22 protein-coding genes, 1 tRNA gene and 1 pseudogene are annotated in these 24,473 nt (G+C 59.1%); 11 read left to right on the top strand and 13 right to left on the bottom strand.

Annotation, left to right across the window (positions count from 1 at the left end):
• Positions 1-174 precede the first annotated feature (174 nt).
• Positions 175-1,544, bottom strand: a protein-coding gene (locus L0U81_RS00735; protein WP_233799695.1) for an IS3 family transposase whose coding sequence is annotated in 2 segments (ribosomal slippage) — positions 175-1,076 and positions 1,076-1,544 — 1,371 coding nt in all. Because the reading frame shifts where the segments join, the coding sequence is not laid out codon by codon here.
• Between the two features lie 57 nt (positions 1,545-1,601).
• Here L0U81_RS00735 and tnpA point away from each other — a divergent pair.
• From tnpA to tnpC, 3 genes are all read left to right on the top strand, one after another.
• Positions 1,602-1,988 carry an IS66-like element accessory protein TnpA gene (gene tnpA, locus L0U81_RS00740; RefSeq protein ID WP_233799696.1) on the top strand — a complete coding sequence of 129 codons (387 nt, stop codon included), beginning with the start codon at positions 1,602-1,604 and terminating at the stop codon, positions 1,986-1,988.
• Positions 1,985-2,323 carry an IS66 family insertion sequence element accessory protein TnpB gene (tnpB, locus tag L0U81_RS00745; RefSeq protein WP_233799697.1) on the top strand — a complete coding sequence of 113 codons (339 nt, stop codon included), beginning with the start codon at positions 1,985-1,987 and terminating at the stop codon, positions 2,321-2,323. The genes tnpA and tnpB overlap by 4 nt, the downstream gene beginning before the upstream one ends.
• A 64-nt stretch (positions 2,324-2,387) precedes the next feature.
• Entirely contained in the window at positions 2,388-3,962 is a 1,575-nt protein-coding gene (gene tnpC, locus L0U81_RS00750) for an IS66 family transposase (protein ID WP_233799698.1), read from the top strand.
• A gap of 315 nt (positions 3,963-4,277) precedes the next feature.
• Here the strand turns inward: tnpC and L0U81_RS00755 are convergent, their stop codons facing one another.
• The 5 genes from L0U81_RS00755 to L0U81_RS00775 all read right to left on the bottom strand — a co-directional run bounded on the left by L0U81_RS00755 (position 4,278) and on the right by L0U81_RS00775 (position 8,246).
• Entirely contained in the window at positions 4,278-5,144 is an 867-nt protein-coding gene (locus L0U81_RS00755; protein WP_233799699.1) for a hypothetical protein, read from the bottom strand.
• An 89-nt stretch (positions 5,145-5,233) separates the two neighbouring features.
• Positions 5,234-5,410 carry a hypothetical protein gene (locus L0U81_RS00760; protein WP_233799700.1) on the bottom strand — a complete coding sequence of 59 codons (177 nt, stop codon included), beginning with the start codon at positions 5,408-5,410 and terminating at the stop codon, positions 5,234-5,236.
• Between the two features lie 38 nt (positions 5,411-5,448).
• A complete protein-coding gene (locus tag L0U81_RS00765) occupies positions 5,449-5,682 on the bottom strand; it encodes a hypothetical protein (protein WP_233799701.1) in 234 nt (77 codons plus the stop codon).
• A gap of 485 nt (positions 5,683-6,167) precedes the next feature.
• Positions 6,168-7,361 (bottom strand): IS91 family transposase, encoded by a 1,194-nt coding sequence (locus L0U81_RS00770; RefSeq protein WP_233799702.1) that lies wholly within the window; start codon positions 7,359-7,361, stop codon positions 6,168-6,170.
• 6 nt (positions 7,362-7,367) lie between these two features.
• The gene (locus L0U81_RS00775; protein ID WP_233799703.1) at positions 7,368-8,246 is read right to left on the bottom strand and encodes a tyrosine-type recombinase/integrase; all 879 of its coding nucleotides are present in this window, start codon (positions 8,244-8,246) and stop codon (positions 7,368-7,370) included.
• Between the two features lie 166 nt (positions 8,247-8,412).
• On the opposite strand from L0U81_RS00775, the gene L0U81_RS00780 reads away from it, so the two are divergent.
• The 4 genes from L0U81_RS00780 (at position 8,413) to L0U81_RS00795 (ending at position 10,715) form a co-directional block, all read left to right on the top strand.
• On the top strand, positions 8,413-9,159 hold the full coding sequence (locus L0U81_RS00780; protein ID WP_233799704.1) for a TIGR02391 family protein: 747 nt from the start codon (positions 8,413-8,415) through the stop codon (positions 9,157-9,159).
• Positions 9,156-10,112, top strand: a complete 957-nt coding sequence (locus tag L0U81_RS00785; protein ID WP_233799705.1) for a tyrosine-type recombinase/integrase — start codon at positions 9,156-9,158, stop codon at positions 10,110-10,112. Before L0U81_RS00780 ends, L0U81_RS00785 begins: the two co-directional genes overlap by 4 nt.
• 144 nt (positions 10,113-10,256) lie before the next feature.
• A tRNA-Ala gene (locus tag L0U81_RS00790) sits at positions 10,257-10,329 on the top strand.
• A gap of 14 nt (positions 10,330-10,343) precedes the next feature.
• Positions 10,344-10,715: a hypothetical protein gene (locus L0U81_RS00795; RefSeq protein ID WP_233799706.1), complete on the top strand. Its 372-nt coding sequence runs from the start codon at positions 10,344-10,346 to the stop codon at positions 10,713-10,715.
• 174 nt (positions 10,716-10,889) lie between these two features.
• Here the strand turns inward: L0U81_RS00795 and L0U81_RS00800 are convergent, their stop codons facing one another.
• The gene (locus tag L0U81_RS00800; protein WP_181321985.1) at positions 10,890-11,030 is read right to left on the bottom strand and encodes a hypothetical protein; all 141 of its coding nucleotides are present in this window, start codon (positions 11,028-11,030) and stop codon (positions 10,890-10,892) included.
• A 253-nt stretch (positions 11,031-11,283) separates the two neighbouring features.
• Between L0U81_RS00800 and L0U81_RS00805 the strand changes: the two genes are divergently transcribed.
• The 3 genes from L0U81_RS00805 (at position 11,284) to L0U81_RS00815 (ending at position 16,742) form a co-directional block, all read left to right on the top strand.
• Positions 11,284-11,856 (top strand): recombinase family protein, encoded by a 573-nt coding sequence (locus tag L0U81_RS00805; RefSeq protein ID WP_233799707.1) that lies wholly within the window; start codon positions 11,284-11,286, stop codon positions 11,854-11,856.
• 249 nt (positions 11,857-12,105) lie between these two features.
• Positions 12,106-13,767, top strand: a complete 1,662-nt coding sequence (locus L0U81_RS00810) for an Eco57I restriction-modification methylase domain-containing protein (protein WP_233799708.1) — start codon at positions 12,106-12,108, stop codon at positions 13,765-13,767.
• Positions 13,764-16,742, top strand: a complete 2,979-nt coding sequence (locus L0U81_RS00815) for an Eco57I restriction-modification methylase domain-containing protein (protein ID WP_233799709.1) — start codon at positions 13,764-13,766, stop codon at positions 16,740-16,742. Before L0U81_RS00810 ends, L0U81_RS00815 begins: the two co-directional genes overlap by 4 nt.
• Before the next feature lie 74 nt (positions 16,743-16,816).
• On the opposite strand, the gene L0U81_RS00820 is transcribed toward L0U81_RS00815, so the two are convergent.
• From L0U81_RS00820 to L0U81_RS00830, 3 genes and pseudogenes are all read right to left on the bottom strand, one after another.
• Positions 16,817-17,947, bottom strand: a complete 1,131-nt coding sequence (locus tag L0U81_RS00820) for a site-specific integrase (protein ID WP_233799710.1) — start codon at positions 17,945-17,947, stop codon at positions 16,817-16,819.
• 438 nt (positions 17,948-18,385) lie between these two features.
• Entirely contained in the window at positions 18,386-19,291 is a 906-nt protein-coding gene (locus L0U81_RS00825) for a GIY-YIG nuclease family protein (RefSeq protein WP_233799711.1), read from the bottom strand.
• 322 nt (positions 19,292-19,613) lie between these two features.
• Positions 19,614-19,996, bottom strand: a pseudogene (locus L0U81_RS00830) (methyl-accepting chemotaxis protein); the annotation flags it as partial.
• Positions 19,997-20,471: 475 nt separating this feature from the next.
• Between L0U81_RS00830 and L0U81_RS00835 the strand changes: the two are divergent.
• Positions 20,472-21,395 carry an AraC family transcriptional regulator gene (locus L0U81_RS00835; RefSeq protein WP_233804164.1) on the top strand — a complete coding sequence of 308 codons (924 nt, stop codon included), beginning with the start codon at positions 20,472-20,474 and terminating at the stop codon, positions 21,393-21,395.
• A 16-nt stretch (positions 21,396-21,411) separates the two neighbouring features.
• On the opposite strand, the gene antC is transcribed toward L0U81_RS00835, so the two are convergent.
• The 3 genes from antC to antA are packed head-to-tail and all read right to left on the bottom strand — an operon-like array spanning position 21,412 to position 24,341.
• Entirely contained in the window at positions 21,412-22,440 is a 1,029-nt protein-coding gene (antC, locus tag L0U81_RS00840) for an anthranilate 1,2-dioxygenase electron transfer component AntC (protein ID WP_233799712.1), read from the bottom strand.
• Positions 22,441-22,455: 15 nt separating this feature from the next.
• Positions 22,456-22,944 carry an anthranilate 1,2-dioxygenase small subunit gene (gene antB, locus L0U81_RS00845; RefSeq protein ID WP_233799713.1) on the bottom strand — a complete coding sequence of 163 codons (489 nt, stop codon included), beginning with the start codon at positions 22,942-22,944 and terminating at the stop codon, positions 22,456-22,458.
• Positions 22,941-24,341: an anthranilate 1,2-dioxygenase large subunit gene (antA, locus tag L0U81_RS00850; RefSeq protein WP_233799714.1), complete on the bottom strand. Its 1,401-nt coding sequence runs from the start codon at positions 24,339-24,341 to the stop codon at positions 22,941-22,943. The genes antB and antA overlap by 4 nt, the downstream gene beginning before the upstream one ends.
• Positions 24,342-24,473 lie beyond the last annotated feature (132 nt).

The following is a 24,473-nucleotide window of genomic DNA, read 5'->3' on the forward strand; positions in this document are numbered from 1 at the left end:
ACAGAAGGGGCATGGTCTACCGGTACGGCTTCGTTTCGGCAATTGACCACCCAACCTGGAACGTGACCCGCCGTAAGCGGCTGGGCATCTCACCTTGAGTTCCGTTGAAGCGCTTGGGAGTATCGTGTCCACCTAACGATTGAACTGACCCCCAGAAGTTGGACGGTTAAATGACTACGCCTGACCGAATCGAGCCCGATATTTGACGGGGCTCATGCCCCGCAATTTTAGCTTGATACGGTCATGGTTGTAGTACCGTATATAGTCCTTTATGCCGGCCTCCAGCTCGTCAAGATTGTCGAACTTGTTCAAGTGAAAGAACTCCGCCTTGAGCGTTCCGAAGAAGCTCTCCATGGCGGCATTGTCGTAGCAGTTGCCCTTGCGGGACATGCTTTGTGTAATCGAGCGGGCCTCAAGAAGGCGCCGGTACACCCCCATCTGGTATTGCCAGCCCTGGTCGGAATGTAAGATAACTTTGTCGCTCTGCTTGAGCCGACCAAACGCTTTCTTCAGCATCGTGCCTACCATGTCAAACAAAGGACGCCGGGCCATCTGGTACGCAATGATCTCGCCGTTATACAGGTCAAGCACGGGTGAAAGATAGAGCTTCTCTCCCCGAACGTTGAATTCGGTCACGTCTGTGACCCACTTCTGGTTAGGCAACTCCGCGTCAAACTGGCGTTCAAGAATATTTGGCGCGATCTTGCCAGCCTCGCCCTTGTAGGCGCGATATTTCTTGATCCGCACGCAGGACTTCAGTCGCAGATCAGCCATTAGACGCTGGATCGTCTTGTGGTTGACGGCGAAGCCCTCTTGCCGAATCGTAGCGGTGATTCGGCGGTAGCCGTATCGCCCTTTATGCCTGTCGAAGATAGCCTTGATCCGAGCCTTGAGGTCAGCATATTTGTCGACTATCTGCAGCGCCTTCTGTTGATAATAGAAAGTGCTGCGCGCCAAGCCTGCTAGCTTGAGCAGACCGGCAAGAGGATATCGGTGCCTTAGCTCGATCACGATCTGCGCTTTTTGCGCTGCGCTTGCTGCGCGGTCGTTTGAACCAAGGCATTGAGCTTTTTTAGATAGGCGTTCTCCATGCGGAGGTTGTCCAGTTCCTTCATCAATTCGTCGCGAGTGGGTCTAACGTCGCCCTTTGATGATCTCGGAGATTCTGTGGTCTGATGCTTTGTCATCTTCTTGCGGCGTGAGGAAGCGTGCGGAGTCAAGGCCTCCAGTCCGCCTTGATCGTAGTTGCGCTCCCACGTGGCGATAATATTGAAGTTGCGAATATCAAACAGCGCGGCGGCTTGCCGATAGGAGAGGCCCTCGTCACGCATGCGTCGCAACACCGACAGCTTGAATTTTAAGCTATAGGTAGCCCGCGCCTTTTGCCTCACGCCTGCAGCACCATGCGAACGATAACCCGCCACCCATTTGCGTAGCGACGTAACATCCACGTCATGACGGCGAGCAACGACTTTAAGCCCCGCCGTTCCCGAACAATAATCCTTGACGACCGCGAGCTTCGTCTCTTCCGAATACTTGCCCACAAGACCCCTTGCAGAAGTGTCCAACTTCTGGGGGTCAGTTCACGAATAAGCGGACACGTGAACACTATCGAAGAACAAGCGCTGCCGGCACGTCGGCGTCGTCGGCGCTACAGCGAGGAATTCAAGGCGCGGGTTGTTGCCGCTTGCCAGGTAACCGGCGTATCAGTCGCAGCAGTCGCGCTGGAACATCGGCTTAACGCGAATCTGTTGCGCCGCTGGCTTGATCAGGCAGAAGGGAGACTTCCAAAGCGGTTGCCGAGGCGTCCGGCCGATGTTGAATCAGCGCCACTGCCAGCGTTCGTCCCCGTTGCTATCGAAGCGAAGGATGCGCACTCGACTGCGATCCGTGTCGAAGTGCGTCGGGGAGATCAGTCGATAACGGTAAGCTGGCCGGTCTCCGAAGCCGCGCAGTGCGCGGTGTGGCTGCGCGAGTGGCTGCGGTGATCCGCGTCGATGAGATCTGGCTGGCCGTCGATCCGCTGGACATGCGAGCCGGCTTCGACACGGCGCTGGCGCGCGTCGTGAATGTGTTCGGCGCCGCACATCCGCACCACGCCTATCTCTTTACCAACCGCCGCGCCAACCGCCTGAAGGTTCTCGTCCACGACGGCATCGGCATCTGGCTGGCAGCGCGGCGGCTGAATCAGGGGCAGTTCGTCTGGCCGCACGTTGGCAGCGAACCGAAGCAGCACGCACTCACGCATGAACAGCTAGCCGGTCTGGTGTTGGGACTACCGTGGCAGCGCATCGGTCAGGACGGCGTCATACGCATCATCTGACGCACCGACGGGACGTAAACAGTTCTGCTTTCCAGGGGTACGCCGTTCTGGCAGACTGGTCCGCATGAACCCGCCTACCGACCTTGATGCGCTCAGCCCGGAGCAGTTGCGTGCTCTTGCGGCCCAATTGATCGCCGAGGTCAACGCGAAGGATGCGGAGGTTGCCGCGAAGCGGCGAGAAGTGGGTGACCTGCAACGGGAACTGCATTACCGGCAAAGCCGGATCGACCAACTGACGCATGAGGTCTCCGTCCTCCGGCGTCAGCAGTTTGGCCGGCGCAGCGAGCAGTTCAACAACGAACAGATGAGTCTGCTTGACGAGGCGATTGACGCCGACCTGGCCGCCATCGAGATAGAACTCGAGCAACTCGAGCCCACACGGAAGCGGCAACTCGAGCAGCCGAAACGCGCCCCATTGCCGCAACAACTGCCGCGTATCGACATCCACCACGAACCGGACAGCACGCTCTGCCAGTGCGGCTGCGAGCGCGTGCGTATCGGCGAAGACATCAGCGAGAAGCTGGACTACGCACCGGGCGTCTTCTCGGTGCAGCGGCACATTCGAGGTAAATGGGTGTGTCGCAACTGCGAGACGCTTATTCAGGCACCGGTGCCGGCGCACGTCATCGACAAGGGCATCCCGACCACCGGACTTCTCGCTTCGGTACTGGTCAGCAAATTTGCAGATCACTTGCCGCTGTATCGTCAGGAGCAGATCTATGCGCGCGCGGGACTGGCAATACCGAGGTCCACGTTAGGCGCCTGGGTGGGCACGTGTGGCGCGCAGTTGCAGCCATTGGTCGACGCCCTTCATCAAGAGATCCTGCAGCAAGGTGTCTTGCACGCGGACGAAACCCCCGTGCAAATGCTCAGTCCCGGCAAGGGAAAGACACATCGGGCTTATTTGTGGGCGTATACGCCAACGCAATTCAGCAACCTGCGTGCGGTAGTCTACGACTTCGCCAACAGTCGAGCCGGGGAGCATGCCCGCACGTTCCTGGACGGCTGGCACGGCAAGCTGGTGTGTGACGACTACGGCGGCTATAAGGCCTCATTCCTCCAGGGCATCACCGAAATCGGCTGCGCAGCGCACGCGAGGCGCAAGTTCTTCGAACTGCATGCCAATCACAGCAGTCAGCTCGCTGAGCAGGCGCTGCCGTTCTTCACCGAGCTCTACAACATCGAACGCGATGCCGCGGCGCTTGATATCGAAGCGCGACACCGGCTTCGGCAGAGCCGCGCCAAGCCGGTGTGCGACGCCCTTTATGAATGGATGGTGGCGCAACGCAAGCTGGTATCGGCAGGTTCGGCGATCGCGAAAGCGCTGGACTATAGCCTCAAACGCTGGGAGGCGCTCACGCGCTATCTCGATGACGGGCACGTGCCCATAGACAACAATTGGGTCGAAAACCAGATCCGTCCATGGGCCATCGGCAGGTCCAACTGGTTGTTCGCCGGGTCGCTGCGCGCTGGCCAACGTGCGGCCGCAATCATGAGCCTGATACGCTCCGCTCAACTCAACGGGCTCGACCCGCACGCCTATCTGAGGGACATCCTCGCGCGACTGCCAACCCACCGGGCAAGCGACATCGCCGCATTGCTGCCACATAACTGGCAGCCTCTTACAGCTGCCGCCTAACTCACCATTCGTCAACGCGGGTTCGCCGGTCGCTTACGACCCGCCGGCGCGTGACCATACCAATCAGCGACAACAAATCCGTCGTTGTACGTCGGTTGGCTCATAGCTTGAACTCTGTGATTCTGTACTTCGGCTGACTTACGATGGACCGCTCAGCAGCCGAGATAACGGCTGACCTTTCCATCGGACACCCCAGCGTGCTCGGGTACCGCGCCATAGCCTGGGGACAGGGCAGGCAGGACAGGCGTTATGTCAATGCGAAGAGCTAAAGGGTGAAAACGGCGGTCGCCATACCGGCTCACCGATCGTCGGGCTCTATGAAAACCGTGAACCGAGTTCCGGGTCCTTGTCGAAAGGCGGATCGTTCTTGACCCAACGCCATGCGCCGTATTCCACCGGGCCCGGACGGCGCTGGCGAAACTCCTGTTGGTCTTGCCAAGACGGCCGGTGGAACTGTGCAAGCCAGAGTGCGAAACAGACACCACGTTTTTCATCGCGATTGGTCATGAAATGTCGGTACAGGGCCGACAACGCGAACGGGAGAAACTGGTTCTGATTGAGCCGGCAAAAGCCATAGAGCTGCTCCGCGTCGTTGGCGAGCGCTTGGTCATCAGCGTCGTTAAAACTGTTTGCACGCTGCAGCTCGTTTAACGCAGGTACCCCGCTTGGCATCGTCAGCGTAACGAACGATGACGGCGCGAACAGCTGAAAATGGTTCAGTCCAGCGGTGATCATGTTCATGCAGATCTTGTTGAAGGAACTGCCCGTTACATCCGCGCGCATCATCAAGTGGGCACGTAAATCCGATGGCATGCGCAGGTTGACTGCAACCGCGCTGGGAGCCTTGCCTGCCTGCCCCATGTTTTGGACGAACTCGTCGTATCGTTGTGGGCAATATCCTCTGATCCACTGCTTGGCCTGCTCTACGTCGATCAGGCTTGCGTCGTCAACGTATGTGAACTTCATGGCGCCGCTGTCCCACTGCAGCCTGTTCCAGAACGCCAGAAAGTAGGGGCCGTCAGGCAGAACCTGATACAGGCCCTGCGCCATGTACCGATGAACGACGGTCCTGTCGACAAGTTCGCTCACCACCTTCGTATCGGTGTGGAAGTGATGCGCCGTGTCCGTATTGATGCTGATCCCGTCGATGACTTTCCGGATCGGAGCGAACTCGTGGTTCATATGTGCAATCTCCCAATTGATGCGATCGTGAAGGCTGGCCAGCCCGGGCAGCCGGCAGGATACCGGCTGCGGCCCTCTGCACCAAACCTCTAGTCATCCTTCTTCAGATCATCGAGCAGGGCTGCTGCTGCACCCACCGCTGAGCCAACAGCGACGCCGACCGCCGTGATGGCACCCGCCGCTCCAAATACCGGCAGTGCGGTCACTACAAGCACACCCGTTGCGGCGCCCTTGGCCAGGTTTTCAAGCGTACCCAGAAAACTCATGTCACTTCTCCTTGCGTTGTCATCAGGCGGAAGCCTGCTTAGATGTGGCGCATTGCTACGCGCTGGTTGTAGCCCATACCGGCACTTAGATGGCGCAGATCGCGCTCGAGGTTGCGCAGACCGCGCCGGTCCGAGCCGGTGGTCGGAGCAATCACGAAGTCGCCCGTGCCGCGATGACGGATACGGAGATGGCGTTTGGTGCGTGTCACCTCGAACTGCTGATAACGCGCCAGCAGCTTGCGCAGATCCTTGTCAGGTACCGAGACCATCATTCCCTCACCGTTGATTGGCGTGGATGAATTCTGGATCCTCGGTGTAAAAAAAGCAACATGTTTTTTTTATAAAAAAACCTATATGACTTTTTTAGAAATTGAGCCCGTTCTTTTTGGTACGTTCTATATATGTGATAATCCAGAGGATTTTTAGCAGGGCGGAAACGGCGCAATGAGCGGGACAAGGGCGTGGCGAACGAGCCGTTTCCGCCCTGCTAAAAATTCTTTGAGCTAAGCCGCTCCGCTGCCGGTGGCTATGGGAATTGAATCGGGTGCCGCAGCGGTTGTGACCGCCGGATGCGGGAAGGAAAGCGAGGGCTGGAAAGGATCTGGGGCCACGGTATGGCAGCCGCGCCCGGCCATGACGAAGAGCAGCCGACTTCGATCGCGTGAGCAAGGCCTGCTCAGAGCGCATTGGACGTATGTGCCACGCGGACGCGCAGGATGTGCCGGGTTCGGTGCCGGGGAAGACATGCGTTCGTGCCTCATTGCTGGCATGGTGGTGCCCGCGCCGGCGCGCCAGGCAGGAGGTATTCGACGCAGACCATGTGACCGTGTTTGCAGACGGGACAGTCGCGCAGTGACCGGCCAGTCAGGTGCGCATAGTGGTCGCGGTAGTCAGGCCTGGATGTCTCAGGGGTTTCGTTGGACGGGGCACCAAGCAGTCGGCGACATGCGGTGAGGCTGGATTCGCGAAGCCGGTTGCTGAGTAGTCCGTAGTGGCGGATCCGTTGTAGTCCGTGCGGCAACACGTGCAGCAGGAAGCGGCGCAGGAACTCGTGGGAGTCGAGACTCATCACGCGTGGTCTGCCAGGATGGCGATAGTCCTTCCAGCGAAACGTGACGTGCCGATCGGTCTGACTGATGAGGCGGTTGTTGGAGATTGCGACGCGGTGGGTGTAGCGGCCGAGATAGTTGAGCACCTGTTGGGGGCCACCGAATGGCTCCTTGGCATAGACGACCCACTCGGTTCGACGCAGACCGGACAGATAGCGGGCAAATTGGCCCGGCTCAGACAGGTGAGCGAGTGACGGGAAGAAGCGGAGTGCCCCGGTATCGAAGGCCTGCTGCAACCGCTCGAGAAACAGCCGGCGGAACAGGCGCGAGAGAACCCGCACCGGCAGGAAGAAGCCGGGTCGGCAAGCCACCCAGCGCGTGCCGTCGGCAGCCAGGCCGCCGCCCGGGATGACACAGTGCAGATGCTGATGGTGGACCAGATTCTGCCCCCAGGTATGCAGCAGCGCGATGAAGCCGATCGTGGCGCCGAGGTGCCGTGGGTCTGCCGCGATCGTCTGCAGCGTTTCGGCGGTGGCCTGGAACAGGATGTCATACACGATTCGCTTGTTCTGGAATGCGATGGCCGCGATCTCCTGCGGAACGGTGAAGACCACGTGGAAGTACGGCACGGGCAGCAGATCCGCCTGACGGCGCTCGAGCCATTGCGCCCGGGCGAGCGACTGGCACTTCGGGCAGTGCCGGTTGCCACACGAGTTGTAGGCGATGCGCTGATGGCCGCAGGTGTCGCGCTGCTCGACGTGTCCGCCCAGGGCCGCCGTGCGGCACTGTTCAATGGCGCGCATGACGCGACGCTGCTCGCGGTCGAGCGAGTCGGCGTGCAGATGCCGGTATGCCGGGCCGTGGCGGCGCAGGACGTCCGCCAGCTCCAACGGGGCCTTCATGGCGGTTCAGAGGTGGTCAACCTGTGGTTCGGGTGAAGCCTGCGGTGACATTGACGGCAACCGGTCGAACGGGCTGGTCGTCGCGCAGATCGTGCTGGTCGCGACCTTCAGGTAGCGCGCCGTCGTGGCCAGGCTGCGATGGCCCATCAGCAACTGGATCAGGCGCACGTCCGCGCCGGATTCGAGCAGGTGCGTCGCAAACGCATGGCGCAAGGAGTGCGGCGTGATTGGTTTGGTGATACCGGCACGGCGACGTGCGTCATGGCACGCCTGTCGCACCACGTCGGCACCCACAGGTTGATCCGGGAAGCGGCCAGGAAACAGCCAGTACTGGGGCCGGCCGATACACCAGTAGCTGCGCAGAATATCCAGCAGCCGTGGCGAGAGCATCACGTAGCGGTCGGCGCGCCCCTTGCCCTGCTCGACACGCAACATCATGCGGTGGCTGTCGATATCGCCGACCTTCAGCCGGGTGGCTTCCGAAATGCGAAGGCCGGCGGCGTAGGCGGCGATCAGTACGGTCCGATGCTTGACGCTACGGATCGCTTCAAGGAACCGGGTGATCTCGTCCTGACTGAGGATCACCGGGAGTTTGCGCGGCGTCCGCGCTATCGGGAGTTCTTCGACCGCCCACTCGCGTTTGAGCGTGATGTGATACAGGAAGCGCAGCGCCGCAGTCGCCACCACCAGGGTGCTGGATGAGCGCCGCTGGACTTCGATCAGGTGCACCTGCCAGGCGCGCACCTCCTCCGGGCCCAGCAGTTCAGGGGAACACCCGAAGTGCCTGGCAAAGTTGTTCACCTGCTGGAGATACGCGCGTTGCGTATTGGCCGCGAGGTTGCGCACGCGCATATCCTCGATCATGCGTCGACGTAGGGGTGTCATGATGGACTCCGCTCTGAATGGTCATGACAGCAAACTGCACTGCCATCGTCCCACTCGAACGGATGCGCCCTACGGATGATCCCGGAGTCGAAGTCGCTGACCGACCGCCTCCTCCCGCGTCAGCGGGTTAGTTCAATGTCCTTTATCAAATATATATGGAAGGGGCATGCGGGAGCTTCTGACCGAGATTCCAGACGCTGAAGTGTTGCTTGCGCTTGAGCCCGAAGAGCTGGCTGCCAAGATCCTGTTCCTGTTGCGCAGACGACAGGAACGCCTGATTCATTTTGGCAATCTTCGGATGGGGCTGGAGATGGGTGCACGCGAATCGGCCTATCCTCGAAACAGACTCGTTGACGTCGACCTTGCCGTAGCCGAGGCATTTGCGTGGCTCGAAGCACAGGGGCTGGTTGTGCCGGCCGAAGGTACAAACGGGAGCAACGGATTCCGGCATCTGAGCCGACGTGCGCAGCGTTTCGAGAATCCGCAGGCCTTCGTTGACTACCAGACCGCCCGTCTGCTGCCCAAAGCGCTCCTGCATCCTGCGATCGCTAACGACGTGTGGCTGTCGTTCATGCGCGGCGCCTATCCAACGGCTGTATTCGAGGCAATGCGGCCCGTCGAGATTGCCGTTCGGGAGGCAGCCGGGTTGCCGCAATCGGAGATCGGCGTGCGAATGGTCCGGAAGGCGTTCCACATCACGACCGGGCCGTTGACCGACATGGATGCAGATGAAGGCGAGCGCGATGCGCTCTGCGCCCTGTTTGCCGGGGCGATCGGTTCGTACAAGAATCCGCACTCGCACCGCAACGTGGCGATCGACACCCCGCGCGAAGCGATTGAAATGATCATGCTTGCAAGCCATCTGCTTGGCATCGTCGACGCGCGGGCTGCAGCGAGGCAGGTTGCGCCATGAGTGAACTCGTCACGCTCAATGGCATCACAACGCCTGTACTCGTCACGGCGGCCGGCGAACGTGCCGGCATCCGCTTCCTCGAATTTTTTGCGTCGGCGATCCGCAACCCGCACACGCGCCGCGCATATGCGCGCGCGGCCGGCGACTTCCTGACCTGGTGCGCCAGTGCTGGCGTGACGTCGATCACGGCGGTGCAGCCGCTGCACGTGGCCACCTGGATCGAACGGCAGACGCAAACGCTGTCGGCGCCGACCGCCAGGCAGTACCTGGCCGCGATCCGCCACCTGTTCGACTGGCTCGTCACCGGCCAGATCGTGCCGCACAATCCGGCCGCGTCGGTACGGGGTCCATCCCACACCGCCAAGAAAGGAACGACGCCAGTGCTAGATGTGACCGAGGCGCGCCTGCTGCTCGACAGCGTCGACGTGAGCACGCCGATCGGGCTACGGGACCGCGCGCTGATCGCGTTGATGGTGTTTTCGTTCGCGCGGGTGGGCGCGGCGCTCGCGATGCGCGTGGAGGACGTGTACGTGCAGAACCGGCGCCTGTGGGTACGCCTGCGCGAAAAAGGCGGCAAGCGCCACGCGATGCCGTGTCACCACACGCTGGAGGCGTACCTGCATGCGTACCTCGACGGCACCGGCATCGCCGGCGATCCCAAGGGGCCGCTGTTCCGGACGGTCGCGCGCGGCACCGGGCGGCTCAGCACGAGGCCGCTGCCGCAGGCGAACGCCTACGCCATGGTGCGCCGGCGCGCGGCGGCTGCGGGCATCGCGACGGCGATCGGCAACCACACGTTCCGCGCGACCGGCATCACCGCCTACCTGAAAAACGGCGGCACGCTCGAGAACGCCGCGGCGATGGCCAATCACGCGTCGACGCGTACTACGCAGCTCTATGACCGGCACCGCGACGACGTCAGCCTGGACGAGGTGGAGCGGATCCGCTTATAGCAATTGGCTGTGCTTCTCTGCTCAGCTGACGGCGCGCCCTAGTCACGACGATTTGGAGTGGCGCAGTCCGAGAGGCGGGCGACTACGATGACGAGCATCAGCATGGCGAGTACAACGATAAACAGCGCGCCTCCGATAGGGTGATGGGGGATAGCTCAGATGGGAGACTACGGCGTTCGCAACGCCGAACTCGGGAGCTCGACACTCCTTCCTCCACGAGAGACACGGCTCATGACCATAAGCCCCGAATTGGCACAAGAACTGCGGCGGATGGCCCTGATCAAGGCCGACCAACGACGGCAGAAAGCCATCTGGCAGGAGCTGCGCGAGCTGCGGGCCAAGCTGCGCCCAATCGATCGCGCGTGGTCCGATACGCGGCTTGCCCTGAAACGATACGAGTGGGATTACAAGTACGTGGTCCCGAAACTTCAGGAGCGGGAGGCCCACCTTCTGGATGAGATACACCCGTTCCTTAAGCAAATTGACGCGCTGGAGAAGGAGGCCCGGCGGCTGGACCGGAAGATACGCAAAGCGCAGCAAGCTAGTGAGTGCACGCCGGCAGGTCCGGACGAATTGAGCACGCGTGCGGCAGCAAACACTTGAGCTTGTCTATTTCCTATTGGTGGTCACTGGCAACCCCGGAAACACGGCTTACAATCGATCCGTCAAGGTCTGCATAGGCGATGCATCAGCCACGCCCTGTTTATCGATAGCTCTTGCAGCGAGAATGCGAGGCACACCGGCTCCGAAAAACGGGTGCGCCGTGCCTCATCGAATCTACTTCTTCTTGGGCTTGCTTGGCGTCGCGCCCTTACGTTGCGCGAGATCCGACGCGGCGACCTCCTTCTCCCTCTTGGTCGATTTCGGATCGCGCAGTTGCTTGCCAGCGTCGGACGCGGCTTTCTTTCCTGTTGCCATGGTCACCTCATTTGTTAGTAGTGCCCTCATTAATTAGGGCAAAATCATCGCAGGAGCAACGATGGATTTATTCAAGGGAATCGTGGCTGCTTGGAACGGGGGACGAGCTTGGGGTGCTTTCATGCAAATGTGTCGACCGCTAGTCAAGAAGGCAGTGCTTTTCTGAACAGTTTTTGGTGGTCCTTTCTCACGTCACCGAAGTCGGCCACGATGTTAATATACCCGTCAATTTTTCAATGTTCTGATCGCGTCAATGAATCAACGCATTGGATACGCTCGCGTATCGACCGATGACCCGCATTTAGACCTGCAACGCGACGCACTCACGCGGGCCGGTTGCGGGGCGATTTACGAGGAACCCGCCAGTGTTAAGAATGCCGCCCGTCCAGAGCTTGAGCAGTGCTGGAAGGCGTTGCGGGCTGGAAATACGCTTGTAGTTTGGCGGCTGGATCGGCTCGGCCGCAGTATGTCCGAGCTGATGCAGATCATGGCTGACCTTGAGCAGCGTGGCGTCGGTTTTGAGAGTTTGGCGGAGAGGATTGAGACGAGCAGCGCAGCGGGCAAAATGGTCTTCCATGTGTTCGCGGCACTCGCGGAGTTTGAACGAGGCTTGCTTCGGGAGCGTACGCAGGCGGGACTGGCTGCAGCTCGGGCCCGTGGTCGCGCGGGTGGCCGCAAGCCTAAGTTAGATGATCAACAGGTGCGCGAGATCAAAGCTCTGTTAAGCGATCCTGACATTCAGGTGGCTGAAGTCGCTCGCCGCTATGGCGTATCCCGCACAACGATTTACAAGCGTTGTGGCGTGGTGCAACCACGCCATCAATAGCCAGTGGATGCTACGAATGCTTGGATGCCCGCCTTCTATGAGGGATTCAGCTTTCGTCGTGCCAAGCCGGTGAGGCACTGACGCTGTATTTGCCGATGGATCAAGTTTGACGGGACATTTGGAGAGGCTCGGACTACAGCCTTGTTGAAACGTAGCCATAGGTGGCGTGGCCGCTCATTGCAAGCGCGGTGAACTGATGCCCGCAAGCTGGAACACACCCCTCCGCAATTTAGTTTTTAGTCAGCACGTATGAATTTCAAAGAGAACGAGACCGAAGATAAGCTCCGAGGCGGGTACTACACCCCGCCCGCAATTGCCCGATTCCTATCGCGGTGGGTGCTCTGCGCCGAGCCGCAAAGCCTTCTCGAGCCGAGTTGCGGAGACGGAGCGTTCATCCGTGCTCTCGACGGTTTAGCCATCTCAAGCCTCACCGTTACCGGAGTTGAGAGGCTTGGGGGCGAAGCTGCGAAGGCACGAAAGGCAGCAACAAATCTGGGCGTACGGACAGCGCGGGTCGTGAAGGCAGACTTTCTCCGATGGGCCCAAGAGACGCTCGACGCCGGGACATCTTTCGACGCGGTCACCGGCAATCCACCGTACATCCGCTACCAGTACTTAGACGAAGAGGATCAGCAGCTCTCCGAGCAGTTGTTCGACCGCTTTTCGCTGGCATTCACGAAACACACCAACGCCTGGGTGCCATTCGTGATTGCTTGCATGGCGCTGCTTTCACCCGGCGGGCGTCTGGCAATGGTTATCCCATCTGAGCTGATGCACGTACTGCACGCAGGTTCGCTACGGAAGTTTCTGCTCCAGCACTCGAAGCGAGTGCTGATGGTAGATCCGAATGAGCTGCTTTTCGAAGCGACGCTGCAGGGGACCGTGCTCCTAATGGTGGAGAAGAAAGGCAACCCAGCGGAGGCCTCAGAGGGCGTAGCCATTCACGCGGCCCCCGACAACTCGTTCTTGAACGGAGATCCAGAGCGGCTGTTCCAAGATGCGAAGTACGTCAGCGGTGATGTTTTGAACGGTAAGTGGATGAAGGTCCTCCTCGATCCTACTGAGCTTGCTGTGTTTGAGAAGGCCAAGGGTCTTCCGTCCGTAAAGCAGTTCCGAGACGTTGCAAAGGTCGACGTCGGCATCGTCACCGGCGCCAATAAATTTTTCTTGGTCGACGACAGCACTGTCGCTAAGTTCGGCCTCGAGAAATTCGTGAGGCCGATGTTCGGTCGCAGCGAACACTGCCCGGGTGTGGTCTACGATCAGGCTCTTCACGAAGCCAACCGCCAGCGTGGACTACCAACCAATTTCTTCTGCATCGAGAAGGATGCGAATCTCTCTCGACTACCGAAGCGGGTCCTAGAGTACATCGAACTCGGGGAGTCGCAGAAGCTACACACCCGGTATAAGTGTCGCATTCGCTCCCCGTGGTTCAGCGTTCCGTCGGTCTACTCCACCCCAATCGGGTTGCTTAAAAGATCTCACAACTTTCCTCGCCTGATTTTCAACCAATTGGGCGCGTACACGACGGACACGGCGTACCGAATTACGCCCTTATCAAGCGCCCTCAATGCAGAGAAATTGGTCTACTGCTTCATCAACAGCCTTACGGCTCTGACCGCGGAACTGGAGGGAAGACACTACGGCGGTGGAGTTTTGGAGCTTGTCCCCAGCGAGATCGAAAAGCTGCTGGTGCCACTTCCGGCGCTTCGTCCCCGCCTAGCACAGCTTGATAGAGCTGTTCGGGCCGGCACCTGTCCGCTGCAATTGCTGAAATTGCAGGACGACAAGGTTCTCACGGCCGCTGGGCTCAGCGAAGAAGAGGGCGAACTCCTTCGTCAAGCTCTTATACGCATTCGGAGTCGACGTCAGCGCCTCCTCGGTGAAGCCGCGACGGAGGATAGCGAGTGACTGTACTTACACCGCTTCTAGACCTCGTGGCGCGCTTCGCGGCCGATGAGGCAAGGTTGATTGTCTCGGCCTCAGCCTACCAGGAGACAGAGGTCCGGGTCGAGTATATCGACCCATTGCTTGAACTTTTGGGCTGGGACATGGCCAACGCCCAGGGGCTTCCGAACAACTTGAAAGACATCTTGCGCGAAGAGTCGCAAGAAGGTGATGGCGGGCGACCTGACTACACCTTCCGTATCGCCTCATCCAAGAAGTTCTTCGTCGAGGCAAAAAAGCCGTCTGTCGACATCACGAGCAACAAGGCGGCAGCATTCCAGGTGCGGAGCTACGGGCATACGGTCGGCTTGCCGGTGTCAATTCTCACGAACTTTCGCACCCTGCGTATCTACGACACGCGACTTGAGCCTAAGTCGGGGGATGACGCCGACGTCGGGCTTTTGGACAGCATCCACTACTCGGATCTGCCCACTCGGTTCTCTGACCTTTGCGCACGCTTTGGTCGAGACAATGTTGCGCGCGGTTCAATTGACGACTTTTACGGGAGTACGACTGCAGGCACCTTGGCAGTCAGTGAGAAGTTCTTGGCGCGCATCAATGGTTGGCGTGTACGGCTCGCAAACGAGCTCCACGGGCGATACCCCCAGCTCTCCATTGAGGAACTGAGTGACCTTGCGCAAAATGTGGTGAACCGCATTATCTTCTTGCGCATGTGCGAAGACCGAGGCATTGAGGCCCGCGAAACGCTTCGCAAAGTCGCTGGGCAGCGAAGCAGCATTGAGCTGCGGACGTTGTTTAAGAAGCTCGATGACCGTTACAACACTGGGCTGTTCGACGTCGCAGAAGACCGCTTCCAAGACCAATACGAATTAAATGCAGTCCTGTTCCACGAGTTTGTGGAGGAGGTTTACTCGCCCACATCCCCATACAGTTTTGCTGTGTTGGATGCAGATTTTTTGGGGCAGGTCTACGAGCACTTTCTCGCGAAACGCCTCGAATTGTTGAGCGGCGGGGTCATCGGCCTAGTCCAGAAACCTGCGTACGAAGATCGAGAAATCGTGACTACGCCGCAGCCGCTGGTGGAGGAGGTGATTCAACGTGCTGTGGACGCCCGGTTCAGCGTAGTACCGGTGACTACTTTCGAGAAGCTATGCGAGGTTCGAGTCCTCGATGTTGCAATCGGTTCGGGCCGGTTCTTAGTCCACGCACTTGATAAGCTGGTGAATACGGCTATTAGCATCCTCAAGAGTAACCCTAGGGATCCGCGCGTCTACAAGGTATCTGGCAACGAAGTTCGGTTGCGCTTCGAAGCCAAGCGACAGCTGCTTGAGAAGTGCCTTTTCGGAATCGACGTGGACTTCAACGCTGTTGAGGTCGCACGTTTCAGCCTTATCGTGAAGCTCTTGGAAGAGGAAACTGCCGATACGCTACCAGTTGCTAAGAGGATTCTCCCGGACCTGAACGGGAATGTCGTGTGGGGCAACACGGTCGTCGGTACGGATTTTCACGCGCCACAGGAAGTTGTGGACAAAACCATCCCCATCGACTGGGAGGCGGCGGGTCTACCTGCGAGGTTTGACGTTGTCATCGGAAACCCGCCCTACGTGACCACAGACGACATGCGAAAGGCAAACCGGAGTGAGTTCGATTACTACAAGAAAAATTACAGCAGCAGCCACAAGCAGTTTGACAAGTACTTCGTCTTCATCGAGCGCGCGCTGCGTGCACTGGCGCCCGGGGGCGCGGTCGGATTACTGGTACCGAACAAATGGCTGACCATCGAGTCGGCCGCCAAGCTTCGGAAACTGTTGGCGGATCAGACCGCTATTCGCGAAGTGTTGAACTTCGGGAATGAGTCTCTCTTCGCCGGCAAGTCTGCTTACGTGTGTATTTTAGTGCTGCAGCGGGGTGCCACCGACTTCCGCTACCGCGACATCCATAAGCAAGCCGAGTTTGAAGTGGACCCTGCTGGGAAGGGCTACATCCAACCTGCGGTCGTTTTGACTGGTTTCGGTGAGGATGCGTGGGTGCTTCCGGGAACATCCGAAGAGCAGGCGGTGCTCACGATGCTGCACGCGAACAGCCGAAAGCTGAGTGACCTCGTTGATATCAAGAATGGCGTTCAGACGAGCAAGAACAGCGTGTTCGTCATTTCAAACTATACCGACACCGGCACAACTGTTGTCTTCAACAAAGAGGGCTTGAAATGGGAGGTGGAGAAAACTCTGACTAGGCCGTACGTTGACGACTCGGGGCAGGTCAAGTCATTCTGTGAACTAGCCGCCGATGCTCTGGTTATCTTCCCTTACCGGGCCGGCGCGAACGGAGCCCCGCAGGTTCTCAGCCCAAAGGCGCTGCGCGACAGCTATCCGCTTGGGTGGGCTTACCTTTCACACTATCGAGTTGCTCTGGAGGAACGAGACGTCTCCCCGCCACCGCCAAGTGGGGTTTTCTATGCCTTCGGTCGACACCAAGCGCTGGAGACCGTCTTTACCCATCCGAAGATTATCTACTCGGTGAACCAGACTGGAAATAAGTACGCTTTCGATACAGTGGGGGTGGCCGTGGCTTCAGGTGGAACGGCCGGCGAAGTGATGGTTCTAAACCCAAGGGATGGCTACTCCCTTGAGTTCATCATGGGCCTGCTAAACCAGCGCGCCATTGAGTACTTCGTTCGTAAGCGCGGTAGTCCTTTCAGGGGCGGGTATTACAGCCGCGGAAGTGCAGTACTGGCAGACGTTCCTGTGCCGGCGCTCGATCTGGCCGGCAACCCGGCGGATGTAGGAACCCATGCGGCGATTGTGCAGAACGTCAGAGAAATTATGGACCTAAAGTCAAAGCTTGTTGTCGCGACGGGACGCATGGTGATTCAATTGCAACGCCGACTGCAGATGGCCGAGATCGCGCTCGAACAGCGATTTGCGGCTTTATGGGGCTTTACAGGCCAGCTCGAGCTGATTCGCCTGCCTGGTGAATAGAGTGACCTGCAGTTTCGCATTACACGGAGCGGAATGCGTCCGGGATTTGACTCCCGCACACCGCTGTTTCGTGTTTACAACAGTCGCTTCGCTAGATCCTCGGCTCGCGGATGGTAGTAACGCATTAGCATGCGCGGGTCTTTGTGGCCCGTTATCTTTGTCAGCTCATGCATTGGGAAAATTGATGCCAAGCGTGAGGTTGCCTCGTGTCGCAGATCGTGAAAGCGAAGGTCCGTCAGGAATTTGCCATCCGGTCTTTGCTTGATAGACTTGGACTCATCGACGTAAAGCTTGCGTGCGCGCGCTACTGCGCGCTCGAAAGCTGTCGTGACCGCGTCGCTGCGGATCTGGAACACGCGGCCGGCGTCATCTTCGTCACCTTCTATTGCGTCATCCTTGGCGTGATCCCGCGCGTCTTTCAGCGCCCGAAGCACAGCAACGGCGCGCGAAGATAGTGGCACGTCGCGGGCGTCTCCGTTTTTCGTCGACGGCAGGTGCGCGATGCGGCGATTTAGGTCCACGTTCACCCACAATAGGGACACGATTTCACCCCGGCGCATCGCGGTTTCCACGGCCAGCCAGATAATGGACGGCAGCAGCGCCGAGCCGCTCGCTTTGGCTACCCGTTCGAGCTCGCCGTCACCCGCGCCACGACGCGAGTCGGATTCTTCCCCACTTACCGTGCTGACCGACGTGGTATCGACAGCAATGCGCCGTGTGCGAGCGTTGTTAGGCTGCGGCTTGCGGATCAGTTCGATTGGATTCGACAGACTGTCCATGCCCCATTCTTTGCGGGCTATGCTGAATACATGGGACAGCACCGCCAAGCGACGCAGGACCGTCGCGGGCTTATAGTCCTTCAGCCATTCATCCCGAAGCTTCGCTACGTCTGCGCTGCGAATCGTTGCTAGTGGCCGCTTCGCAAGGTCGACTGCCTTGCACGTCTTCAGAACGGACAATTCCTGTGCGGCCCCCTTCTTTGGAAGCGAGATTTCTACTTCGTAGCGTTTCAGCGCCTCATAGAGTGTCGTTGCTTCGGCCTCACTGCGGCTGACCCATACGCCGCGCGACATTTCCGATTCGATCATGCTGGCCCAAGCTTCCGCCTCGGCCTTTGTATTGAAAGTCTTGCTCTGCGGTGGGTAGCCGCGCCGGCGGACTTGGGCCTCCCACTGGTAGGGGCCACGCTTTCGTATGGTGGACATTTCTGGGTGTTCGCTCGAGCGGAGTGTGGCAAGATTGTGGCAAATAATCGAGACCAACGCTATAGAGCTTGATCTGTATAGCGAGGTTTTTACATTCGCAATGCGAAGGTCGGGAGTTCGATCCTCCTCCTCTCGATAAAATCAAAGGATTACAGGTGATTTGCCTGTAACCCTTTTCCGTTCTTGTGCGCTTTGTAACCGCTTTCCAACTATCCAAATCTACTTCCTTACCAGTAGTCGCAACGATCGTCAGACGGTTGCGATTCCATCGATCGGCCAAGATGATTGCTGCAAGTTTTCGGACGCAAAGGAAAACACCCCCTCTGCGCTTAGTGCCGGGCAACCATTGCACCAAACAGTTCGGTCACAATTGACGCCACAATTGCGAGACCTCTCTCATGCGCCATACATCGAATGAATGCCGAACGAAACCATGTTTCAGCACCATATTTCATCGAGATTGGTAGCCTTTGCGAGCTTACCCCGCAGAGCATAACGGGCCGATTGCATGTTCACTTCGCTATCTTCAAGTCGGGGGATTGGTCCGACCGTTGCTGCTGGGCCCTTAAAGTTGAGTTTGTATTTGCCGGTCTCGCCATAAGGCTCGATTGACGCAATTTCCGCGATATGCGTTATCGCTCCAACAGGGGCGACTCGGTAAGCAGCAATGTACTTGAGCTTGGGAATGTGTTTCGCATTGATGCGAATTGCGAACCAGCAGTTGTGGCCGACGAACTCCTGCTGAAATCCCTCCTCTCTCGCGGGTACGACGATCGTGTCGAAGATTTCCGCGGCGACTGAGTTATTCGCAACAGCCTGAACCTGTTCCTCCGGCGCGTCCCCAAGCTTCGGAGGGGTAAATGCATTGATACCAAGCATCGGCAGGATCAGGTACATGTCTTCGAGAAATGCTCGCGCCGTTGCTCTAGAAACTAGCGACATCGTCGGAGAAGTGGGGATGTTCTTGTTTAGCAGTATGGCCCGATCGAACTGCTTGGCGCGTGCAATAAGCTCATATTCGAGGTATTGAACTTCAGTTTTTCCGATCTTGTGGAGCCGGTCGAAGAAATAGACGCCCCAAACCCAACCCTCCTTGTTTGCGACGTGGTTTTTAAGACGTTCTCCCACGGGGTCGGCCTCGCCGATGTAGATCGTTTCTTCGGAGGCATTGCCGACGAGGATGTAAAGCCCGGCCTGATTAAAGCCAGGTTCGTGCTTCAATTGCCCGAACAGCTCCTTCGGAAACACAACGCCGGAACCTGACCAGTTCGACTTGTCAACGTGACGGATACCTTGCGGATCGCCGGCCGTTGCAAAGACCGTAATTGAAAACGGGATTGGCACTGGTTTCCTCCACACTTCCCAAGTGTATGAAAAATTTGTGCATCAGAATAAGTCAATTTAGGGTAGCGAGGCAATTGACCCACCGTCTTCCCCTGCGGAAGTGCTGGTCGTTTAATGAGGCAGAGTGCTTTTGATCACGCGGTAGCATTTTGCGATGCCTCGCTTAATCAGCCGGCTGAGCCTTGCGGCATGAGCTGAAGGAGGGCAGACCTACTGTCGGCTGTTACCGATGGACGGCAACTTGTCTATTTCAGCGAGGGGCGAAGCGGCCGCTAGACCTAGCTAACGGCCGCACGCTTCCCGTGCTTGTGGATGACCAGTTATTGGTCTGGAACGCGATTCCTTCGATGTCCCCGTCATGTCCGCGATCTTCGTAGAGCTATCGCTGATGTCATGCATGGTGCTGACGACCTAGCCGACGACCGCGCTTCCTTTCTGCGCAACCGACGACGCGTTCGCTGGAAGCGGGCTGCCCTGCTGCGCGTTGTCGCCGTTCTGCCTGACGATCGACGTCAGCGAGCTCCATGCTCGATGGTGTTTCCCGCAGCGACGCAGCCTGCCGCTCGGTGCGCTGGCTCAGCTCCAGGTTGCCCGCGGCAATCTCGAGCGACGCGCCGACGATGCTCATGCTGCTGTCACGTCCGCGCGTGGTGACCGCGGTGAGCCGTTGTTCATCGCGCGCATCGCGCTCAACAGCTTGCTGGTTCAGTCGTGGCCATGCGTGACTTCTTCGAGCGAACGCCGAGGCAATCGTCGGGTTGCGCGTCTTATCGGCCTCGGGGCCGCGAATGCGGCAGAGTTAGCACAAATTGCCTGATTCTGTGCAAATGTGCATGCGATGATCGAAGAAAACAGAAGCCTGCACAGCCTTTCGCGCATTTAAATGCATGACAGATGCGCTGGCTCTCCGTTTCGTTTTTGCATGCTCTCATTTGGCGCGGAAAACTCCAGCAAGCGCAACGGTAGTTTGACCGCGCACAATGTTTTTATTCATTCGCCCGGGGCGAGCAAGCTTGAGGTAGGCTTACGGAATCCCGCAATGCCCCCATTTTGCGTCCCGATGGATGCCCTTTGGCGCGCAGCCTCAGTAGTTCGATTTCTGCGTATGCGATCACCATCCGACCCCACCAACCGCGATCTCCATGCCGCGCTAAGCGACCTGGACGGCGCGCGCAACTGGATGGCCTCCATCTGCGGCCCACACGGCCTCCAGGTCAGTCACCCGGAGCGGCTCCGTTTTCACCAGTCAGGCACCGTACTACGTTCAATGGCGACGACTATCGGCTACGTCGAGTACGGCACCGACGTCACAGTCGCGGTGAGCGAGAACAGCCCGCTGAACTGCTACAGCGTAAGCCTACCGATGGTCGGCCAGCAAGAGCTAGCCGCGCACGGCAAGAAATGGTTCTCGGATCAGGATCGCGGTTTAATCGTCAGTCCGCAAGAATCCCAGGATCTCGCGATCACCGGCAATTGCCGCAAGCTCCACGTCGCAATTCCGCGCTCAGCCCTTCAACAAGTGCTGCAGACAATGCTGCAACGGGCAGTGGAAGCCCCACTCGTGTTCCAGCCCGACATGGATGCGACCGCCGGCGACCAGGCCTCGTGGTGGCGCATGGTCAAGTTCGTGGCCGGCGAGATCGAGCGCTCGGGGCCGTCGCTCGGGCAGCTCTACATGTCCAGCGAACTCGAACTGACCTTGCTCAAGGGGCTGCTGCTGTCACAGCCGCATAACTATTCGGAGCAGTTGGCCAACGCGTCGGCGCTAACACCGCCGCACTATCTGACCCGCGCGCGCCAATTCATTCAAGACAACGCGCGCGAGCCGATCACGCTCGAAGACATCGAGCGCGCGTCGGGTGTGTCGCGCTTCAAGCTGTTCGACGGATTCCGGCAATACTTCGGCTGTGCGCCGATCGCGTATCTGAAACGCTACCGGCTCGAGTCGGTGCGGCGCGATATTCTCGAAGACCGCTCGGTGCGCAATATCTCGTCGGTGGCGCTGGGTTGGGGGATGTCGCATCTCGGCCGTTTCTCGACCGAATACAAGGCATTGTTCGGCGAGTCGCCGTCCGAGACGCTGAAGCGCGCGGCGCGGCGATAGAACCGCGAAGGACGCCTTATAGAGCGTTGCTCTCGCCGAACTTCTCGTAAAACAGCCTGTAGTCCTGAATACCCTGCTCGGTAAGCCAGATCCTGATCGCCTCGACCATCGGCGGCGGTCCGCACACGTACATGTCGAAGCCGTTCGATTCGAGGAACGAGCGATCGAAATGCTCGGGAATCAGCCCGGTCTTGCCGTGCCATTCCGGGGCCGGATTCATCACAACCATCTCGACCGCGAATCCATCGATGCTCGCCTTGTAGCCGTTGATGCGCTCCGTCTCGCACAGATCGGCCGCATTCGTGACGCCGTAATACAGATGCACCGGATGCGCGACATTGCGTTTCACCGAGATGTCGTCGAGCATGCCGAGGAAGGCGGAGAGCCCCGTGCCGCCCGCGACCATCACGAGCGGACGCTCGACCTGGCGCAGATAGAACGCGCCGAGCGGCGCCTCGAACTCGACCGTGTCGCCGGCCTTGCAACGCTCGCGCAGATAGTTGCTCATCACGCCGTCGGGCAGCAGGCGGATCAGGAATTGCAGCTCGTTGCGCTCGTTCGGATGATTCGCGAACGAGTACGAACGCCAGTCTTCGGTGCCGGGCACCTTCACGCGCGCATACTGGCCCGGCAGAAAATCGAGCTGACGGGTATGCGCGCTCGCATCGACACGCAGGATCGCGGTCGTCGCCGACACCAGTTCGACGCCGACCACGCTGGCGGACACGGTGCTCGTGCCAGCGCCTTCGCACAGCGTCGAGTCGAAGTCGAAATAGAACGACGCATCCGACTTCACGCGTGTCTGGCAAGACAGGATCTTGCGCTGCGCGAGGTCTTCCTCGCTGAGCGTTTCCTCGTCGAAGTAATCGAGCGTGTAGTCGCCCGATTCGCAGCGGCCCTGGCAGGTGCCGCACACGCCTTCGCGGCAGTCGAGCGGAATGTTCACGCCATGGCGCAATGCCGCATCGAGCAGCAGCTCGTTCGGGCTTACATCGAAGAACGCGGTCTTGCCATCGGCAAAGCTCAACGCGACTTTGTGTTTCATCGTCGTGCTCCCGGCTCACAGATGGTAGAAATCCAGCACCGCGTTGATGTGGTCGTTCAGCAGCAGCACGTGCTTGCGCTTGATCTTCCAGCTATCGCCCGACGGTTGCAGGTCGTACACCGCGCGGCCGTAGAAGTAGTCGGTCGAGCCGTGGCGCGTGTAGAGCGTCGACCAGTTCACGTTCGCTTCGACGATCGCATCCTCGCGCTCGCTCAGACGCACGTTGCTGATCTGATGCATCGTGCGCGGCAGCGGAGTCGACGCGGCCGACTTGCCGGTGCGCAGACGGAACACGCGGTCTTCGAGACCGGCGCGATCCGAGTAGTAAATCAACGACATGCCCTGCTTCGGGTCGGTCGTATAGACGTGCTCCGAATCCCACTGCGGCACATGAAACACGCTCTGCGGATCGAACAGTTCGACGTATTCGTCCCATTGCTGCTTGTCGCACAGATCGGCCTTCAGATACAGAAACTGCTCGATGGAGTGTTGGAGTTGGCTCATGCCTGCTCTCCCTGCGATTCGATGGATTTGTCGAGACCCTTGAGGATCGTGTCGCGCCAGGTGCCGTGCTGGTTCACGTAAAGCCCTTCGTGGGTCAGTTCGACGCCGGTCAGATTCGGCGCGATGCCGAGCAGCGTGGCGTTCGCGGTCGTGCCGCTGACCCACTGGTGATGCCCGCGCGAGATATCGCTCCAGCGTTCGAGACGCGCCTGGAAACCGCGCTGCTGCTCGCGGAACTCGACGAGGTCGTCGGGCGTGCCCATGCCGGACACGTTGAAGAAGTCTTCGAATTGACGAATACGGTTCTCGCGATCCTTGGCCGACTCGCCCTTCACGCCGATGCACTGGCTGATGATCTCGGTCTTGTTCCACGCGACCGGGCGCACGATGCGCAGCTGCGAGCTGATCTGGTCCATGAAGAACAGGCTCGGATAGACGTTCAGGTTACGCAGACGGTGCATCATCCATTCGGCTTTGTGCTGACCATATGCTTCGACGAGGCGCGGCATCACGCTCTCGTAGCCGGGACGCACTTGCGGATTCGGCATGTCGCTGAACAGCACGCTGTGGCCGTTCCTGAACGCGAACCAGCCGTCGTCGGTTTCGCTGTCGCCCGCGCCGAGCTTGCTGTAGTCGAGCGTGCCGCCCGCGCTGTGACCGTTCCCGCCTGTCTTCGCGTTCGACTCGTGGCGATGCTGCACAGTCGCCACATAGTTGTAATGCACGGTGCTCACGTGATAGCCGTCGAGACCGTTTTCGTTCTGCAGCTTCCAGTTGCCATCGAACGTGTAGGTGGATTTGCCCGGCAGCACTTCGAGCTCGCCGGTCGGCGACTGGGCGACCATCATGTCGAAGAAGATGCGCGCGTCGCCAAGATAGTCTTCGAGCGTGTCGGTGCCGTCGACGTCGAGGCTCACGAACACGAAACCCTTGTAGCTCGCAATGCGCGCTTTCTTCAGGCCGCGCACCGACTTGTCGAAGTCGTCGCAGTATTCGCCCGGCGCTTTCACCTTCACGAGGCGGCCGTCGTTCTTGTAGCACCAGGCGTGGAACGGGCACGTAAAGGTCGACTGGTTGCCCTTGGTCATGCGCGTGAGCGTCGCGCCGCGGTGCTGGCACGCGTTGATCATCGCGTTCAGGTTGCCGGCGCTGTCGCGCGAGATGATCAGCGGCTGGCGGCCCGCGCGCATCGTCAGGAAATCGTTCTTGTTGGGAATTTCGCTTTCGTGGCACGCATAGATCCAGGCCTTCTCGAAGATGTACTCCATCTCGAGCAAGAACAGCTCGGGCTCCGTGAACATTTCGCGGGCAATCCGGTACACGCCTTCCGCCGGGCGGAAGTCCAGACAGCCGCTAACGAATTCGCGCCATTCGGAGGCGCTGCGCTTTTCGCTCATGATGTGTCTCTCCTTGTGTCCAATCGTTTGAACGCGACAGACTCGATTGAATACCCAAGGGGCGAGGCGAACTATCCAGCCAATTTGCATTCGCTATCCGAATAATTTGGCGGCGGCTGGAGAGCGTCGCAA

The organism is Paraburkholderia sp. HP33-1 (genome assembly GCF_021390595.1).
Lineage (GTDB): Bacteria > Pseudomonadota > Gammaproteobacteria > Burkholderiales > Burkholderiaceae > Paraburkholderia.

What these genes read in the sequence shown, in the direction of transcription:
- tnpC (WP_233799698.1), top strand. Translation starts at nt 2,388, where the DNA reads ATGAACCCGCCTACCGACCTTGATGCGCTCAGCCCGGAGCAGTTGCGT.
- L0U81_RS00755 (WP_233799699.1), bottom strand. Translation starts at nt 5,144, where the DNA reads ATGAACCACGAGTTCGCTCCGATCCGGAAAGTCATCGACGGGATCAGC.
- L0U81_RS00760 (WP_233799700.1), bottom strand. Translation starts at nt 5,410, where the DNA reads ATGAGTTTTCTGGGTACGCTTGAAAACCTGGCCAAGGGCGCCGCAACG.
- L0U81_RS00765 (WP_233799701.1), bottom strand. Translation starts at nt 5,682, where the DNA reads ATGATGGTCTCGGTACCTGACAAGGATCTGCGCAAGCTGCTGGCGCGT.
- L0U81_RS00770 (WP_233799702.1), bottom strand. Translation starts at nt 7,361, where the DNA reads ATGAAGGCCCCGTTGGAGCTGGCGGACGTCCTGCGCCGCCACGGCCCG.
- L0U81_RS00775 (WP_233799703.1), bottom strand. Translation starts at nt 8,246, where the DNA reads ATGACACCCCTACGTCGACGCATGATCGAGGATATGCGCGTGCGCAAC.
- L0U81_RS00780 (WP_233799704.1), top strand. Translation starts at nt 8,413, where the DNA reads ATGCGGGAGCTTCTGACCGAGATTCCAGACGCTGAAGTGTTGCTTGCG.
- L0U81_RS00785 (WP_233799705.1), top strand. Translation starts at nt 9,156, where the DNA reads ATGAGTGAACTCGTCACGCTCAATGGCATCACAACGCCTGTACTCGTC.
- L0U81_RS00795 (WP_233799706.1), top strand. Translation starts at nt 10,344, where the DNA reads ATGACCATAAGCCCCGAATTGGCACAAGAACTGCGGCGGATGGCCCTG.
- L0U81_RS00800 (WP_181321985.1), bottom strand. Translation starts at nt 11,030, where the DNA reads ATGGCAACAGGAAAGAAAGCCGCGTCCGACGCTGGCAAGCAACTGCGC.
- L0U81_RS00805 (WP_233799707.1), top strand. Translation starts at nt 11,284, where the DNA reads ATGAATCAACGCATTGGATACGCTCGCGTATCGACCGATGACCCGCAT.
- L0U81_RS00810 (WP_233799708.1), top strand. Translation starts at nt 12,106, where the DNA reads ATGAATTTCAAAGAGAACGAGACCGAAGATAAGCTCCGAGGCGGGTAC.
- L0U81_RS00820 (WP_233799710.1), bottom strand. Translation starts at nt 17,947, where the DNA reads ATGTCCACCATACGAAAGCGTGGCCCCTACCAGTGGGAGGCCCAAGTC.
- L0U81_RS00835 (WP_233804164.1), top strand. Translation starts at nt 20,472, where the DNA reads ATGGCCTCCATCTGCGGCCCACACGGCCTCCAGGTCAGTCACCCGGAG.
- antC (WP_233799712.1), bottom strand. Translation starts at nt 22,440, where the DNA reads ATGAAACACAAAGTCGCGTTGAGCTTTGCCGATGGCAAGACCGCGTTC.
- antB (WP_233799713.1), bottom strand. Translation starts at nt 22,944, where the DNA reads ATGAGCCAACTCCAACACTCCATCGAGCAGTTTCTGTATCTGAAGGCC.
- antA (WP_233799714.1), bottom strand. Translation starts at nt 24,341, where the DNA reads ATGAGCGAAAAGCGCAGCGCCTCCGAATGGCGCGAATTCGTTAGCGGC.